At 68.4% G+C, this 15577-nt stretch carries 14 protein-coding genes; 10 read left to right on the top strand and 4 right to left on the bottom strand.

What is annotated here, in order from left to right; all coding sequences use genetic code 11:
• Positions 1–13: 13 nt before the first annotated feature.
• Genes IPF36_RS16040 through IPF36_RS16030 form a run of 3 tightly spaced genes read left to right on the top strand, consistent with a single transcriptional unit; the run spans position 14 to position 2527 of the window.
• Positions 14–757 (top strand): sulfite exporter TauE/SafE family protein, encoded by a 744-nt coding sequence (locus IPF36_RS16040; RefSeq protein WP_133092651.1) that lies wholly within the window; start codon positions 14–16, stop codon positions 755–757.
• The gene (locus IPF36_RS16035) at positions 754–2148 is read left to right on the top strand and encodes an amidase (RefSeq protein WP_218959598.1); all 1395 of its coding nucleotides are present in this window, start codon (positions 754–756) and stop codon (positions 2146–2148) included. Before IPF36_RS16040 ends, IPF36_RS16035 begins: the two co-directional genes overlap by 4 nt.
• On the top strand, positions 2141–2527 hold the full coding sequence (locus IPF36_RS16030; protein WP_195428741.1) for a nuclear transport factor 2 family protein: 387 nt from the start codon (positions 2141–2143) through the stop codon (positions 2525–2527). Before IPF36_RS16035 ends, IPF36_RS16030 begins: the two co-directional genes overlap by 8 nt.
• 103 nt (positions 2528–2630) lie before the next feature.
• On the opposite strand, the gene IPF36_RS16025 is transcribed toward IPF36_RS16030, so the two are convergent.
• Positions 2631–3833, bottom strand: a complete 1203-nt coding sequence (locus IPF36_RS16025; RefSeq protein WP_195428740.1) for an acyl-CoA dehydrogenase — start codon at positions 3831–3833, stop codon at positions 2631–2633.
• A 269-nt stretch (positions 3834–4102) separates the two neighbouring features.
• Here IPF36_RS16025 and IPF36_RS16020 point away from each other — a divergent pair, with 269 nt between their 5' ends.
• The 7 genes from IPF36_RS16020 (at position 4103) to IPF36_RS15990 (ending at position 12292) form a co-directional block, all read left to right on the top strand.
• Positions 4103–4939: an enoyl-CoA hydratase/isomerase family protein gene (locus IPF36_RS16020; protein WP_195428739.1), complete on the top strand. Its 837-nt coding sequence runs from the start codon at positions 4103–4105 to the stop codon at positions 4937–4939.
• A gap of 453 nt (positions 4940–5392) precedes the next feature.
• Positions 5393–6568 (top strand): porin, encoded by a 1176-nt coding sequence (locus tag IPF36_RS16015; protein ID WP_133092647.1) that lies wholly within the window; start codon positions 5393–5395, stop codon positions 6566–6568.
• Between the two features lie 289 nt (positions 6569–6857).
• Positions 6858–8072, top strand: a complete 1215-nt coding sequence (locus IPF36_RS16010; protein WP_133092646.1) for a CaiB/BaiF CoA-transferase family protein — start codon at positions 6858–6860, stop codon at positions 8070–8072.
• Between the two features lie 31 nt (positions 8073–8103).
• The gene (locus tag IPF36_RS16005) at positions 8104–9267 is read left to right on the top strand and encodes an acyl-CoA dehydrogenase family protein (protein ID WP_195428738.1); all 1164 of its coding nucleotides are present in this window, start codon (positions 8104–8106) and stop codon (positions 9265–9267) included.
• Between the two features lie 13 nt (positions 9268–9280).
• Positions 9281–10300: an acyl-CoA dehydrogenase family protein gene (locus IPF36_RS16000; protein WP_195428737.1), complete on the top strand. Its 1020-nt coding sequence runs from the start codon at positions 9281–9283 to the stop codon at positions 10298–10300.
• A 23-nt stretch (positions 10301–10323) separates the two neighbouring features.
• Positions 10324–11508, top strand: coding sequence for an acetyl-CoA C-acyltransferase (locus tag IPF36_RS15995; protein ID WP_133092643.1), 1185 nt, complete (start codon positions 10324–10326; stop codon positions 11506–11508).
• A 13-nt stretch (positions 11509–11521) separates the two neighbouring features.
• A complete protein-coding gene (locus IPF36_RS15990) occupies positions 11522–12292 on the top strand; it encodes an enoyl-CoA hydratase/isomerase family protein (RefSeq protein WP_133092642.1) in 771 nt (256 codons plus the stop codon).
• Between the two features lie 74 nt (positions 12293–12366).
• Here IPF36_RS15990 and IPF36_RS15985 read toward each other — a convergent pair whose 3' ends face one another.
• From IPF36_RS15985 to IPF36_RS15975, 3 genes are all read right to left on the bottom strand, one after another.
• Positions 12367–13290 carry a LysR family transcriptional regulator gene (locus IPF36_RS15985; RefSeq protein ID WP_195428736.1) on the bottom strand — a complete coding sequence of 308 codons (924 nt, stop codon included), beginning with the start codon at positions 13288–13290 and terminating at the stop codon, positions 12367–12369.
• 95 nt (positions 13291–13385) lie between these two features.
• Positions 13386–14531, bottom strand: a complete 1146-nt coding sequence (locus IPF36_RS15980) for a CaiB/BaiF CoA-transferase family protein (protein ID WP_133092640.1) — start codon at positions 14529–14531, stop codon at positions 13386–13388.
• 40 nt (positions 14532–14571) lie between these two features.
• A complete protein-coding gene (locus tag IPF36_RS15975; protein ID WP_133092639.1) occupies positions 14572–15543 on the bottom strand; it encodes a tripartite tricarboxylate transporter substrate binding protein in 972 nt (323 codons plus the stop codon).
• Between the last annotated feature and the right edge of the window lie 34 nt (positions 15544–15577).

Raw genomic sequence — 15577 nt, 5'->3', positions numbered from 1 at the left:
CGGGCGAGGCAACATGGAAACCTGGCTGGCCGATGGGCTGCTTCTGCTGTGCGGCGTGGCGATCGGCGCGACGTCGATCGGCGGCGTGCTCGTCGTGCCCGTGCTGTCGGCGGTGGCCGGGGTGCCGCAGCCGGTGGCCATTGCGGCTGCCAGCATGGCATTCCTGCCTACCGGACTGCTCGGCTGGCGCGCCGCGCGCCGGCAAATGCCGGCTGGCGACGCCACGTGGCCGTTGCATGGCGCGGCCCTGGCCGGTGCGCTGGCCGGCGGCCTCGCGATTCTCGCCGTGCCGGCCGGTGCTGCGCGCACAGGGCTGGCGCTGCTGGCCGCGGCGTCCGGTCTTTATGGCCTGGTGTCGGCGGCTTGGGCATCCGGTGCCGCGCCGCGCCAGATGCCTGGGCAGGCAACGCTGGCCGCGCTGGGGCTGGCCGTGGGCTTTGCCTCGGCCATGTCCGGCACGGGCGGACCTGTGATCCTGCTCCCCCTGCTGACGCTGTGGCGCGCGCCGCCCGTTCCGTCGGTGGCGGCCGCCATGGCCATCCAGCTTCCCGTTGCCGTTGCCGCCAGCACGGCCCATCTGCTGGCCGGGCAGTTGCCCGTGATGCTGGCGGTGCAGACCGGCGCGGCCTTGCTGGCCGGCGCCTGGCTTGGCCGCATGGTGGCGCGGCGGCTGCCCCAACGGGCGTTGCGTGTGGTCACCTCGCTGTGCCTGATTGCGGTGGCGGGGTGGTATGGCTTTTCTGACCGGAGTCCATGAGCATCATGACCCATCCCGCTGATCTTTCCGCTACCGGACTGCTGCAACGCTACACGAGCCGCGACCTGTCACCCGTCGAGGTACTGGACGCGGTGCTCGACCGCGTGGCGCGGCTCGATCCCGTCGTCAACGCCTTCCGGCATGTGGATGCGGACGGCGCGCGCGAGCAGGCACGCGCATCCGAAGCACGCTGGGCGCGCGGGAGTCCGCGTGGCGCGCTCGATGGCGTGCCGGTGACCTTCAAGGACCTGCTCCACGTGCAAGGCTGGCCGACGCGCATGGGAAGCCTTGCCACCGGTGATGCCCCACAGCCGGAAGACTGTCCTGCGGCGGCACGCCTGCGCGAGCACGGGGCCGTGCTGCTGGGCAAGACCAATACCTCCGAGTTTGGCGCGAAGGGCGTCACCGAAAGCCGGCTTGCCGGCGTCACGCGCAATCCATGGCACACGGGCCACACGTCCGGTGGCAGCAGTGGCGGTGCTGCCGCTGCCACGGCGCTGGGGATGGGTGTGCTGCATGTCGCCAGCGACGGCGGCGGGTCCATTCGCGCCCCGGCGGCGGCCTGCGGCGTATTCGGCTTCAAGCCGGGCTTCGGGCGCGTGCCATGCCATCCGCCGGCGCATTCCGGTACGCTCTTCCACCTCGGCCCGATGGCGCGCACGGTCGCGGACGCCGCATTGCTGCTCAATGTCATCGGCGGACGTGACGTGCGCGACTGGCATGCCTTGCCGCATGAGGATCGGGACTGGTGCACCGGTCTGGACGATGGCGTGACGGGATTGCGCGTGGCCTACAGCAGCACGCTCGGCTACGTCCAGGTTGACCCGGAAGTGGCCGCGATCTGCGAACGGGCGGTTCGGCGGCTGGCTGCCCTTGGGGCCAGCGTCGAGGATGCGGATCCCGGCTTCGGCAATCCTGTGGAGGTCTTTCGGCCGTTGTGGGATGCGGGTGTCGCACGGCTGCTGCGCGGCATCCCCGCCGAACGGCTGCCGCTGCTCGAGCCCGCGCTGCACGAGTCCGCCGCACGCGGCCGCGCGCTCGACGCCACCGCTTACCTGGATGCGATGGACCGGCGCCGCGAGCTTGGCGTCATGCTGGGCCGGTTCCATGAGCGCTACGACCTGCTTGTCACGCCCACGCTGGCCGCGCCGGCCCCCGAAGTCGGCACCACGTGGTCGGCGCCGTTCTGCCTGCCTTTCAACCTGACGCAGCAACCCGCGGCCAGCGTGCCTTGCGGCTTCACGCGCGCCGGCCTGCCCGTGGCGCTGCAGATCGTCGGTCCCGCGCATGCGGACGCGCTCGTGCTGCGCGCCGCGCGCGCGCTTGAGGCAGCGCAGCCCTGGACCTTTCCGAATCCCGATCCTGTCCTGAATGGAGATACCCATGACTGAATCCGAAGTGAAGGCGCTGATGGCGGCATTCGGCGCCGCATTCCGCGCGGGCGATGCTGACGCAGCCGCCGCCTGCCTTGCCGATGACTTCATCTGGCAACTGCCCGCCGGCACCGGCGATCCGCGCGGCAAATGCCTGCAGGGCAGGGAGGCCACGCACGGCTACCTGCGCGAGCGGTTCGCCGAACAGGCGGCCGGGCAAGGCGTAAGGTTCTCCGACAGCAGCATGGAGATCCTTGGCGACGTGGTTCTGCTGCGCTACCGCGTGCGCGGCAAGGCGGAAGACGGCCGGGCAATCGATGCGATGGGGCTCGACGTGTTCCGCGTCGCCGACGGCAAGCTGCTGTCGAAGGATGCCTACTGGAAGTACGTGACCTGACCGGTGCCGTTGCACCGGGCGTGGCTACACGCGGTTCACGCGGCAAACGCCCCCACGATTCCGGTGGGGGCACTTCGTTTCAGCGCTTCGGCAAGACTCAGAATCAGAACTGGAACAGCGACTTCGCAATGATGGACCGCTGAACCTCGCTGGTGCCACCGTAGATCGTGGTGGCGCGGCGGAAGAACATCTCCGATGCCATGCCTTGCGCGACATCCGCCAGCGGCAATGCCGGCTTGTCTGCCGAACGCTCCGCATGGACACCCGGATACGCCACGGCACCGTGATCGCCCAGCGTTTCCACGAGGAATTCGCTCATCCGCTGCTGCAGTTCGGTGCCGCGGATCTTCAGCATCGAGCCCATCGCATGGGCCGCCGGACTGTGGTCTTGCTCCATCGCCGCGACACGCTGGACCATGACGGTGATGGCCTTGAGTTCGGCGTCATAGCGAGACATGCGCAGCAGGAACTCGTGCCGGTCCGACAGCGACACGCTGCCCGCCTGTGCCGTGTGCGACAGGTCCCGTATCTGGCCTTGCAGGCGGCGCAGCGTGGGCAGGTCGGCCGTGGAGGCATGCTCGTTGTTGAGCAGGAACTTGGTGATCTTCCAGCCTTCGCCTTCGGCGCCGACGAGGTTCTTTACCGGCACGCGCACATTGTCGAAGAAGGTCTCGTTGAGGTGGTGGCAGCCGTCGATGCTGATGATCGGCCGCACGGTGATGCCCGGGGTTTTCATGTCCACCAGCAGGAAGCTGATGCCCGACTGCTTCTTGACGCTCGGGTCGGTGCGCACCAGCAGGAAGATCCAGTCCGCGTGATGCGCATAGCTGGTCCAGATCTTCTGGCCATTGATCACGTAGTGGTCACCGTCGCGTTCGGCGCGCGTGCGCAGCGAGGCGAGGTCGGAACCGGAGCCGGGCTCTGAAAATCCCTGGCACCAGAGGCGGTCGCCGTTGAAGATCGGCGGCAGGTGTTCGGCCTTCTGCTCGGGCGTGGCGAACTGGTTCAGCACCGGGCCGACCAGCTTCTGCGCAAACGAATCCTGCGAAGGCGTGCCGGCTGCCGCGCATTCCTCGTCGAACACCAGGCGCTGCTGCACGCTCCACCCGGTGCCGCCGTGCTCCGAGGCCCAGTAAGGGGCGCCCCAGCCCTGGCCATTGAGGATGCGCTGCCAGCGCACTACGTCGGCCCGCGGCGAACGCAGCCCGTCCTTGCGCGGCGGCAGGTCGGCCGGCTGGTGTTGCCGCAGGAAGTCCCGTACCTGCTGACGGAACACTTCGAGATTGGGGTCGGGTGCAAAGTTCATGAAGGCTCTCCGATGGGTGGCGGCCGGCTGGCCAGCCTGCATTGCCGATGCCATCCACATTAAGCGGGAGCATGGCCGCGAACGCCCCCCACCACTGGGGGCGCCTCACGCGCTTAGGCGCCGATTCATTGGCAACGCCGGGGTGATCCCCCTTGAGATGAGGGGGGCTGCAACACACGGGGTCGCGCCACACTGCTGCCACGGGCTTTCCGGTGCACAGCGATGCCGAACGAGCCGAGCGCACATCCATTCCCGGAGGACAGACGACGATGCAGCCCCAGCAGATCCCGTTGCGCCACAGCCACCTTTGCATTGCGGACGGCGTGGCCGAGTTCGCCCACCAGCGCCCGGCGTCGCGCAATGCCCTGACGCTGGAGATGCGCCAGGACTACCACGACATGCTTGACTGCGTGGAAGGCGACCGTAGCATCCGCGCGCTGATCCTGACCGGATCGGGCGGCAGCTTCTGCGCGGGCGGCGACCTGAAGTCGATCCAGAACATCTTCGCCAGCCCCGATCCGTCGGCGCGGGCGCCGGAGGCCATGCGCCGCCGCCTGCAGGACATCCACAAGTGGCTGCGGCGGCTGCGCGACCTTGAGATCCCGGTGATCGCGGCGGTGGACGGGCCTGCGGCCGGCGCGGGGTTTTCGCTGGCGCTGGCGGCCGACTTCGTGCTGGCGTCGGAGCGTGCGTCATTCTGCATGTCGTTCGCCAAGGTGGGCCTGCTGCCGGACATGGGCTCGCTGTATGCGCTGCCGCGCGCCGTGGGGATGATGCTTGCCAAGGAACTGATGTTCACCGGACGGCGGCTCGAAGTGATCGATGCCAGGCGTTGCGGCATCGTGCATGCCATCCATCCCGCTGAGCACCTGGGCGAGGAAGCGAGGCGCTTTGCGCGTCGCTTCGTAGCCGCTCCGCAGGAAGCGCTCGCGCTGATGAAGCGCGCGCTCAACCGCACGTTCGAAAGCTCCTACGACACCCTGCTGGAGCTGGAGTGCCAGGCACAGGCGCTGGCGTCGGCCGTGCCGTATTACGCCGAGGCAGTCGACGCCTTCCTCCATGGCAAGCCGGCACGCTTTGACTGGGAGCGGGAGGCGCAATCCTGATATGCCTGCCCACGCTCGGTGTGTGCTATGGGCCGCCGCAAGGCTGATGGTCAGACCAAAAGATCCCTTGCTGAATCCCGGGCCTGTTGCACAAATGGCGCGACATAAAGCGGCGTGGCTTCCCTGGCGCAGCGCTGAACAAGCTGTCTCCATGCCCATCACGGGCTCGACGTGGTGGGTGTCTCGCTCCGGCACGTGTGCCGGAGTTTTTTTTGCCGACGAAATCGAAGCAGGGCTTTGCCACGCTTGTCCCCCCTCGACCTGAGGGGGGGTGTGGGCAGGGCCAACGCCTCCCGACAGGGGGGTGTCGGGATGCCAGCGCAATGTTCTCCTAGTCACCGCGCACACGGAGCAAACGCCGTGCGCCGCGCTTCAGGAGGAGGCGTGCCCGTGCCAGACGGGAAGCGACACGCTTGCGTCTGGCGCAGACGATTGACAAGGAGAAGACAAGAAATGAGGAAGACGATTTTCGCCCTGGCGGCGCTCGGCGCCCTTGGGGGATTTGGCGCGACGGCCCGGGCAAATTCCAGCGTGACGCTGTACGGGGTGGTCGACGGGTCCATCGAGTATGTGAATCGCGTCGCGACGGCGCAGCCGACCGTCGTCAATGGCCAGCTGGTGCATTCCGCGAATGGCGGCAAACGCTTCGGGATGCCGACGCTGGGCGGCCTGTCGCCTTCGCGCTGGGGCCTGCGCGGCGTGGAGGACCTGGGCAGCGGCACCAGTGCCATTTTCGTGCTGGAAAGCGGTTTCGCCTGGGACACTGGTGCCGTCCAGTCGGGGCGGATCTTCGGCCGCCAGGCGTTTGTCGGCCTGCAGAACAAGCCCTACGGCAAGCTGATGCTGGGTCGGCAGTACACCTCGTTCTTCGAAGGCATGGCCAACTTCGCCCCGCTGCGCTTTGCCTCGACGTATGAGCCGGTGGCATGGCAACTGGGCACGAACTACCGCGAGGACAACGTGGTCAAGTATGTCGGCCAGTTCGGTCCGCTGCAGGCGGTTGCCCACTACTCGTTCGGCGTCGGCGTACCGGCGATCGGCTCGACCGCGCTGGCCAATGGCGGTGCCGGCGAAGTCCCCGGCGCGTTCCGCGACAACAAGGGCTATGGCGCATCGCTCACCTGGTTAAGCAATGGCTTCGGCGCCACCGTCGCCTACGACGAATGGAATCCGACCGTCACCTCGGGCCAGCCGGGGGAAAGCCGCAAGGTTGGCACCGCGTTCAGCTATGCCACCGGCCCGTTCAAGGCGATGGTGGGCTACCGCTGGGCCAAGGTGGATTTTGCCAACGGCAATACGCTGGCGCGCGACGACTACTACTGGGCCGGGGTCAACTACCAGGCCACCAAGGCACTGGGGCTTTCGCTGGCGTACTACTACGCGGACTTCAAGCGCCTGAGCCTGGGGCCGACCGCATCCGGCAGCAATCCGGCCAATCCGTGGCAGGTGTCGTTCCTGGCGGACTACAACCTGTCCAAGCGCACCGACGTTTACCTGGCGGCGGCCTATTCGCGCAATGCTGGCCTGAACTTCGACTCGTCGCAGACGCTGTTCCTTTACGGCTATCCGATGATGGCCGGACAGAAGGCCATGGTCGGCGTGACCACCGGCATTCGCCACGTCTTCTGACGCCGTCAGGCTGTTGCGCAGTGCGCGCGGGGAACCTGCCGGACCGGGGTTCCCCGCATCTTTCCGCCGGTGCGGGGCAGCACCGGTCCCGTACGGGCGGTCAGGAGCCGCGCCCGATCGGCGCCCCACACTGGTGGGCGCCGATACAAGCCATGTATTGATCGACATACACAAAGTATTTTTCTCGGCGTCCGTGCTTCCGTAGCATCTCCTTCAACACGATTCAAGGAGGCACGATGACACCCACCGCATTGCACTCTCTTGCCGCGGTGCGGGCAGGGAGCCCGGCATGAGCGGCCCGTTGCACGGCGTGCGCATCGTCGACATGACGACGGTGCTGATGGGCCCCTACGCCACGCAGATCCTGGGCGACCTGGGCGCCGATGTGATCAAGGTCGAGCCGCCTGACGGCGACACCGTGCGCGAAGTCGGCCCGCGCCGCCACGCCGGCATGTCGGGGATCTTCCTGCATGCCAACCGCAGCAAGCGCAGCATCGTGCTGGACCTGAAGGCCCCGGCCGGGCGCGAGGCGCTGCTGCGTATCGCCGCCGATGCCGACGTGCTGATCTACAACGTGCGGCCGCAGGCCATGGCGCGGCTGAACCTGAGCTACGAGGACCTGGCGAAGGTCAATCCGCGCATCCTGTACGTGGGCCTGTACGGTTACGGGCAGGGCGGCCCGTACGCGGCCAAATCCGCCTACGACGACCTGATCCAGGGCGCGGTCGCAATTCCCACGCTGGCCAGGCAGGCCGGCAGCGACGTGCCGCGCTACGCGCCGAGCGCGATCGCGGACCGCATCGTCGGCCTGGCAGCGGTCAATGCAGTGACTGCCGGGCTCTATCACCGCGAGCGTACGGGTGAAGGCCAGTCGGTCGACGTGCCCATGTTCGAGACCATGGCCCAGTTCATCCTGGGCGACCACATGGGCGGGCTGACCTTCGAACCGCCGATCGGCCCGAGCGGCTATTCGCGCATCCTCAACGAACACCGCCGCCCGTACCGGACGCAGGACGGCTACCTGTGCGTGCTGCTCTACAACGACAAGCAGTGGCGCAAGTTCCTGGCGCTGATCGGGCAGCCGGACCTGATGGACAGCGATCCGCGCTTCAGCTCCATCGTCGAGCGCAACAAGCATATCCACGAGCTGTACCGCATGGTGGCCGAGATCATGCCGACGCGCACCACGGCGGCATGGACCGAAGTGCTGGAAGCCGCCGACATGCCGGTGATGCAGCTGCACACGGTGGATTCGCTGATGGCGGATCCGCACCTCGACGCAGTGGGCTTCTTCGACGTGGTCGAACACCCGAGCGAAGGGGCGATCCGCTCGATGGCGATCCCCTCGCAATGGTCGAAGTCGCAGCCAACGGTCACGCGGCAGGCGCCGCGCCTGGGCGAACACAGCGCCCAGGTGCTGGCCGAGGCCGGCTACACCGACGAAGACATCCGCGAGCTGGCCAGGCAGGGCGCCACGCGCCTTGCCGCCAACGCCGGCGCATGAACCGAACCAATACCCGATACCGGAAGCACCATTGAACTCGACCCTCGATTCCTTTCCGCTCGTCAGCATCCCGTCCGAGGATGAGGCGCTGCGAGCCCCCATCCGCGAATTCCTGCAATCGGCGCTGCGCGACGTGCCGGCACCCGTGCGTGCGCGCACGTGGATGGGCTTCGATGCAAAGTTCAGCCGCGCCCTTGGCGAGCGGGGCTGGATCGGCCTTGCCCTGCCGCCCCAGTACGGCGGCGCCGGGCGCAGCGCATTTGCACGCTTCGTGCTGGTGGAGGAGCTGATCGCCGCCGGGGCGCCGGTGTCGGCACACTGGTTTGCCGACCGCCAGACCGCGCCGCTGATCCTCCACTGCGGCAGCGAAGCGCAGAAGCAGTTCTTCCTGCCTAGGCTGATCCGCGGCGAGATCTTCATCTGCATCGGCATGAGCGAGCCGGACACAGGCTCGGACCTGTCCTCGGTGCGTACCCGCGCGGTGCGCACCGAGACTGGCTGGCGCCTGAATGGCCGCAAGATCTGGACGACCAACGCCCACCGTGCCCAGTACATGTGCGCGCTGGTGCGCACCTCGGGCCAGCATGGCGACCGCCACAAGGGCCTGTCGCAGGTACTGATCGATCTGAGCCTGCCCGGCATCACCGCGCGCCCGATCCGCGACCTGGCCGGCGACGGCCACTTCTGCGAGGTGGTGTTCGAAGACGTGGACCTGCCGGCCGATGCACTGATTGGCGAAGAGGGCTCGGGCTGGAAGCAGGTCACCGCCGAGCTGGCCTTCGAGCGCAGCGGCCCGGAACGCATCCTGACCAGCCTGATGCTGGCCGAGACATGGCTGGCCGAGGTGAAGGCATCCGGCCTGCCGGTGCCGGATTCGGTCAAGGCGATCGCGGGCCGCATCGCGGGCCGCATGGCGGTGCTGCGGGCGATGTCGCTGGCCGTGGCCGACCGGCTCGACAAGGGCGAGAACCCGGAAATCGACGCGTCCTATGTCAAGGACCTCGGCACGGAGTTCGAGCAGACCGTGCCTGGCTGGATCAGCGAGGCGATGGAGCAGATGCCCGCGTTCCAGCCGTCCGGGGACCTGCTGCGTGCGCACGCCTATATCACGCAGCTGTGCCCGAGCTTCTCGCTGCGCGGCGGCACGCGCCAGATCCTGCGCGGCATCATCGCGCGCTCCCTCGGACTTCGCTGAGACGACACACATCATGACTGATTCCCTGATCGAAGGCTTCGAGCGCGCGCTGGCCGGCCTGTGCACGGACGAACAAGTGCGGCGCAGCGAGAGCGGCGAAGGCGCCGACGCACAATGGGCCGCCATCGATACGCTCGGCTATACCGACGCGCTCGTGCCCGCGGAGCAGGGCGGGGCAGGCCTGTCGCTGACCGACGCCTTTGCGCTGTTCCTGGCCGCCGGCCGCGCCGGCCTGAGCCATCCGTTCGCCGAGACGGCGGTCGCACGCGCCATCCTGGCAAGCGCCGGGCATGGGCACGCGGGCGAGTGCATCGCCATGGCCCCGGCACTGGCGCAGCCGGGCGACACCATCGTCTGCCGCGAAGTGCCGGGCGGCGCGCTGGCGCACCAGGTGCTGGTGGGCTGGCGCGGCGAGTGGCTGCTGATGCCGCGCCAGCTCGCGCATGCCACGCCCGGCGCCTACCGTCCGCAGGCATCGGCCACGCTGCGCTGGGATTCGCCGGCACAGGGCATGCGCCGCCTGCCGGCTGGCGTGGAAGACGTGGTGGCCATCTGCAACGCCGTGCATGCCGCGGGCATGGCCGGCGCCATGGCGCGCATCCAGGCCATGAGCATCGATTACGTCAACGACCGCCAGCAGTTCGGCCGCGCGATCTCGCAGTTCCAGGCGATGCAGCAGGAACTGAGCGTGCTGGCCGAGCAGGCCAACGCGTCGGTCTTCGGCGCGCGCCTGGGCTGCGCCGCCGACGGCTACCTGCCGCGTCCGCTGCTGGCGGCCACCGCCAAGCTGCGCTGCAGCGAGGCGGCCAGCCGTGTCGCCGCCATCGCGCACGCCGTGCACGGTGCCATCGGCATCACCGAAGAACTCGCGCTCGGGCTGTTCACGCGACGGCTGCATGAATGGCGTGCCTGCGCGGGCACGGAAACCGCCTGCGCCACCGCGCTTGGCGATGCGCTGTTCGCGCAGCCGACCGGCGCCGGCCAGGAGATCCTGGACTTCGTGCGGCTGCAGCTGGCACCTGCCGCGTCCTGACCCCTTGATTTGCGGAGCCTGACATGCGGAAAACTGATTCCATCGTGATCGTCGCTGCGAAGCGCACGCCGATCGGGGCGTTCAACGGCGCGCTGGCGCAATACAAGGCGCCGGAACTGGGCGCCGTAGCCATCCGCGCTGCCGTGGCGGAGGCGGGTGTCGATCCCGCCTCGGTCGACGAGGCCATCATGGGCTGCTGCCTGTTCGCGGGCGTGGGCCAGGCACCGGCGCGCCAGGCCGTGCTGGGCGCTAGCCTGCCGGTGTCAACGCCCGCCACCACGCTGAGCAAGATGTGCGGCTCGGGCATGAAGACCGTGATGCTGGCGCACGACCTGCTGCTGGCCGGCACCTGTTCGGTGGCGGTGGCAGGCGGCATGGAGTCCATGACGAATGCCCCCTACATCGTGCCGCGCGGGCGGCATGGCTATCGCCTCGGGCATGGCCAGTTCCTGGACCATATGTACTGCGATGGCCTGGAGGATGCCTACGAAGGCCACCTGATGGGCTATTACGCCGATCTCTCCGCGCAGGAGCGCGGCATTGGCCGCGAAGCGCAGGACGCCTACGCCCGCGAAAGCCTGCTGCGCTCGCAGCGCGCCGTGCAGGAAGGCACGTTCGACGACGAGATCGCCCCGGTTGTGCTGAAGCGCAAAGGGGAAGAGACGCTGTTGACCCGCGACGAAACACCCGGCCAGTGCGATGCTGCCAAGCTGCCCAAGCTCAAGCCCGTGTTTCGCAAGGAAGGCACCGTGACCGCCGGCAATGCGTCGTCGATCTCCGACGGTGCCGCCGCGCTGGTGCTGATGCGCGAAAGCGATGCGCTACGCCAGGGCCTGGCCCCGCTCGCGCGCATCGTCGGCCACACCACGCATGCCCAGGCGCCGCAGCAGTTCGTCGATGCGCCGGCTGCCGCCATGCGCCGCCTGCTGGACAAGGCGGGCTGGACGGCGCAGGACGTGGATCTCTACGAGGTCAACGAAGCATTTGCCATGGTGACGCTGGTCACGCTGCAGGAACTGGGCATCTCACATGACCGGCTCAACGTCAATGGCGGTGCCTGCGCGCTGGGCCACCCGGTGGGGGCCACCGGCGCGCGGCTGCTGGTCACGCTGATCCACGCGCTCAGGCAGCGCAAGCTGCGCCGCGGCATGGCCAGCCTGTGCCTGGGCGGCGGCGAGGCCACGGCCGTGGCGGTCGAGCTGTGCTGAACCGAGCCTGACCATGAGCCATCTGCATGAACTACGCGGCGCCGTCGGCTGGCTGACCCTGGACCGGCCCGGCGCCATGAACAGCCTGAGCCGCGAGCTGATGCGCGGACTCGACGCGCAGCTGCGGCTGTGGCGCGACGACCCCGCGGTGCGCGTGGTGGTGCTGGCCGCTAATGGCCGCGCCTTCTGCGCCGGCGCGGACCTCAAGGAAGTGTCGGTACCGGTGGCCCCCGGTGAGCCTGACTTCATCGACATCGCGGCGGCATTCTTCGCCACGCTGCGCAACTTCCCGAAGCCCGTGATCGCCGCCGTCAACGGCCTGGCGGTGGCGGGCGGGCTGGAACTGGTGCTGGCCTGCGACCTGGTGGTGGCGGCCGAGTCGGCGCGGCTGGGCGATGCGCATGCCAACTTCGGCGTGTTTCCGGGCGCCGGCGGCGCGGCCGTGCTGCCGCGCAAGCTGCCGGCCAACGTGGCCCGCTACCTGCTGTTCACCGGCCGCACGTTCACGGCGGCGCAGATGGAGCGCCATGGCCTGGTCAACGAGGTAGTGCCGGACAGCGAGCTGCCCGGTCACGCCCAGGCCCTGGCCGAAGAGCTGGCGGCACGCAGTCCGCTGGTGCTGGCGCGCATGAAAAGCGTGGCGGCCGAAGCGGCCGACAAGACGGTGGCCGACGCCCTGCGTCATGAACTGCTGGCGTTCCGCGACCACCAGCGCTCCTACGACATGCAAGAGGGATTGCGTGCCTTCGCCGAGAAGCGCGCGCCGGTTTTCAAGGGATGCTGACCCCGACACACATACGGCCCCGCCAGCTGCCCCGAATCCCTTCCAATGCGGCTCGCGTCGCGCGATGCATCGCGTCAGCACGCCGTCGGCGCAGGCGCGCCGGGCGGCCCGGGCATGATCTCCCGCGCAAGCGCAACGAAGTTGCGCGTGGTGGCGTTGACGGTCTCGGGCAGCGTCACCAGCGCAATACCAAGGTCCAGCCTCTGCGGCATGCCGGTCAGGGGAACGAGCTTCACCCCGTCGCCGGCCTGCCTGGCCGCCGTGGCGGGCACCAGCGCCACGCCGAGGCCGCTTTCCACCAGCGCGAGGATGGATGGCACCTGCACCGCTTCCTGCGCGATGGGGGGCTGGATGCCGGCTTCATGAAAAGCCATCATCGTCATCGAATACATGGCCGGCACGAAGGTCCGCGAATACACGATGAACGGCGTGGCGCCGAGCTCCGTCACGTCCACCGCGTCGCGCGCGGCCAGCGCGGAGTCGGTGCTGACGGCAAGCACCATCGGGTCGGGCTGCAGCAGCACGACGCTGGCGCTGGAGCGCTCCAGGATCGGGTAGCGCACCAGCGCCACGTCGAGCGAGTGTTCCTCCAGCCGGCGCAGCAACTCGACCGTGGTGGATTCCTCGATCACCAGGTCGACGCGCGGATACCGCAGGCGGAAGGCGCGGATCATCCGTGGCATCAGCGAGTACACCGCCGAGCCGACGAAGCCCACGCGCAGCTTGCCCTGTTCGCCACGCTCGCCTTCGCTGGCGGCGCGGCGAATCTCGTCGGCAAAGAAGAGGGTGTTGCGCATCTGGCGCAGCACGGTCTCGCCCACGGGGGTCAGGCGCAGGCCGGAAGGCAGCCGCTCGAACAGCGTGACGCCCAGTTCTTCCTCGAGCTTGCGGATGGCGGTGGACAGGGGCGGCTGCGCCATGTGCAGCCGCTCGGCGGCGCGGTGGAAATTGAGCGTTTCGCTCAGCACCAGCGCCTGCTTGATCTGACGGAGGTCCATGCGGATGAGACGGGTCGGTCGCGGCATCATCGCCGCGCGGCCGACTATGCGCGAAGCCGGGGCAATGCGCAATCCGGCATTGCCCCGTGCGCCATTCATGCGCCGGTGCCGGCGAGCGTCAGCAACGCGTCGATCTTTGCTTGCGGCAGCCAGCCGGACAGCACCTCGCCATAGCGGCGCGCATCGGGCGCGCTTGGCGCGGCCGGCAGGCTGCTGGGTGTGCGGCTGAAGCGCGGGGCAGGGGCGGGCTGGGGAATGCCGTCCACTTCAATGAAGGTCTCGCGTGCCTTCAAGTGGAAGTGCCGGGGCGCCTCCTCGTAGTTCAGGACGGGCGCGAAGCAGGCGTCGGTGCCTTCGAGCAACTGGCACCACGCGTCGCGGGTACGCGTGCGGAAGACTTCGGCCAGGCGTTCGCGCGCGGCTTCCCAGTTGCCGGCGTCAAGCTGCTCGCCCAGGCTGGCGGCGTCGATGCCGATCCGCGCCAGCAGGTCGCGGTAGAAGCGTGCCTCGATTGGTCCTACCGAGATCCAGAGCCCGTCCTGGCACTGGTAGACGTTGTAGTAGTGGGCGCCGGAGTCGAGCACATTGGTGCCCCGCTCCTGCCGCCACTGGCCAGCCGCCGTCATGCCATAGAACACGGTGCCCAGCGCCGCGGCGCCGTCGACGATGGCGGCATCGACGACCTGTCCTTGTCCCGACTTGCCGGCTTCGATCAGGGCCGCGAGGACACCTGTGACGAGGAACATGGCGCCGCCAGCGAAATCGCCGAGGTAGGCGGGCGGAATCGCGGGCGGCTGGCCGCGTCCGCCGATGGCGTTGAGCGCACCGGTGAGCGAGATGTAGTTCACATCATGCCCGGCGGTATGGGCCAGCGGCCCGGTCTGGCCCCAGCCGGTGACGCGGCCGTAGACCAGCTTGGGGTTGCGCGCCATGCAGTGCTGCGGGCCCAGCCCCATGCGTTCCGTGACGCCGGGGCGGAAGCCTTCGATCAGGGTGTCGGCCTGTTCCACGAGGTCCAGCACGATGGCCACGGCCTGCGGGTCTTTCAGGTCGAGCGCGATCGACTTGCGGTTGCGCAGCATCAGGTCGAAACGGCGCTCGCGCCTGACCCCCAGGTCGGCTTCGCCGGGGCGCTCGATGCGCAGCACCTCGGCACCCATGTCGGCGAGCAGCATGCCCGCCATGGGGCCGGGGCCGATGCCGGCCAGTTCGATGATCTTCATGCCTGCGAGGGGGCCCATCGTTCTCCTCTTGCGGTGGTTGTGTAGTGTCGGCGTGGGGTTATTCCACGGGAATGCCGGCGGTCTTGACGATCTCGCGGGTGCGCTGGATTTCCGCGAGCTGGAACTGCCTGAGTTGCTGCGGCCCGCCCGTGAACACGCTGCCGCCAAGGTTCTCGATGAACTTCACGCTGTCACTTTGCTGCATGGCTTCGCGTACGGCGTCGGAGAGTGCCTTGACGATCTTTTCGGGCACCTTCGCCGGCGCGAAGACGCCGGTCCAGGCGAAGACTTCGAAACCGGGCGCGCCGCTTTCGGCAACCGTGGGTACCTGCGGCAGTTCCTTCAGGCGCTGCGTGTCGGTGACGGCCAGCGCACGCAGGCGGCCGGCGCGAATCAGCGGCAGGACCGAGCTGATTTCGCCGATCGAGTAATCGACATTGCCGGCGGCGACGTCGGTCATGGCCGGTGCCGTCCCCTTGTAGGTGATCGGGTTGCCCTTGATGCGGAAGCGTTCATGGAGCAGTTCCACCGCCACCTGGTAGCCCGCGCTGCCGCTGGCGTAATTGAGCTTGCCGGGCGCCTTGCGCGCGGCATCCACGAGATTGTCGAGGGTCTTGTACGGCGAGCTTGCCGGCACTACGACGACCATGGCAAAGCGCGCGATCCGTTCTACCGGCACGAAATCCCTGACCGGGTCGTACGGCAGGCTCTTGAACACCGCGACATTGGTCACCATCGACGAATTGCTGCCGACGAACAGCGTGTAGCCGTCAGGCGCGGCTTCGGTGACCGCGCGTGCGCCAATGAAGCTGTTGGCGCCGGGGCGGTTCTCGACCACGAACGGCTGCCGGAACTTCTCGGCCAGGTGCTGGGAGATGAAGCGCGCGGTCGTATCGGCGCCGCTGCCGGGCGGCAGGGAGACAATCACCTTCACCGCGCGATTCGGATAGTCGGACTGGGCCGTGGCCGTGATCGAGGCCAGCGCCAGTGATGTCGCGATCAGGTACCGCTTCAAGGGGGGAATTGCCATGTCGTCTCCTGTTTTGCTTGTCTTGTCCGGCCGC

This window comes from Cupriavidus sp. IK-TO18 (genome assembly GCF_015549295.1).
In the GTDB taxonomy this organism is placed as follows: Bacteria; Pseudomonadota; Gammaproteobacteria; order Burkholderiales; family Burkholderiaceae; genus Cupriavidus; species Cupriavidus oxalaticus_A.
The sequence above is the reverse complement of the archived record's forward strand: the minus strand, read 5'-3'. Positions and strand labels throughout refer to the sequence as shown.

Coding starts and splice junctions, on each gene's coding strand:
- IPF36_RS16025 (WP_195428740.1), bottom strand. CDS start 3,833: ATGAACTTTGCACCCGACCCCAATCTCGAAGTGTTCCGTCAGCAGGTA.
- IPF36_RS15975 (WP_133092639.1), bottom strand. CDS start 15,543: ATGGCAATTCCCCCCTTGAAGCGGTACCTGATCGCGACATCACTGGCG.
- IPF36_RS16020 (WP_195428739.1), top strand. CDS start 4,103: ATGCAGCCCCAGCAGATCCCGTTGCGCCACAGCCACCTTTGCATTGCG.
- IPF36_RS15990 (WP_133092642.1), top strand. CDS start 11,522: ATGAGCCATCTGCATGAACTACGCGGCGCCGTCGGCTGGCTGACCCTG.
- IPF36_RS16040 (WP_133092651.1), top strand. CDS start 14: ATGGAAACCTGGCTGGCCGATGGGCTGCTTCTGCTGTGCGGCGTGGCG.
- IPF36_RS16035 (WP_218959598.1), top strand. CDS start 754: ATGAGCATCATGACCCATCCCGCTGATCTTTCCGCTACCGGACTGCTG.
- IPF36_RS16000 (WP_195428737.1), top strand. CDS start 9,281: ATGACTGATTCCCTGATCGAAGGCTTCGAGCGCGCGCTGGCCGGCCTG.
- IPF36_RS15980 (WP_133092640.1), bottom strand. CDS start 14,531: ATGGGCCCCCTCGCAGGCATGAAGATCATCGAACTGGCCGGCATCGGC.
- IPF36_RS16015 (WP_133092647.1), top strand. CDS start 5,393: ATGAGGAAGACGATTTTCGCCCTGGCGGCGCTCGGCGCCCTTGGGGGA.
- IPF36_RS16030 (WP_195428741.1), top strand. CDS start 2,141: ATGACTGAATCCGAAGTGAAGGCGCTGATGGCGGCATTCGGCGCCGCA.
- IPF36_RS15995 (WP_133092643.1), top strand. CDS start 10,324: ATGCGGAAAACTGATTCCATCGTGATCGTCGCTGCGAAGCGCACGCCG.
- IPF36_RS16010 (WP_133092646.1), top strand. CDS start 6,858: ATGAGCGGCCCGTTGCACGGCGTGCGCATCGTCGACATGACGACGGTG.
- IPF36_RS15985 (WP_195428736.1), bottom strand. CDS start 13,290: ATGGACCTCCGTCAGATCAAGCAGGCGCTGGTGCTGAGCGAAACGCTC.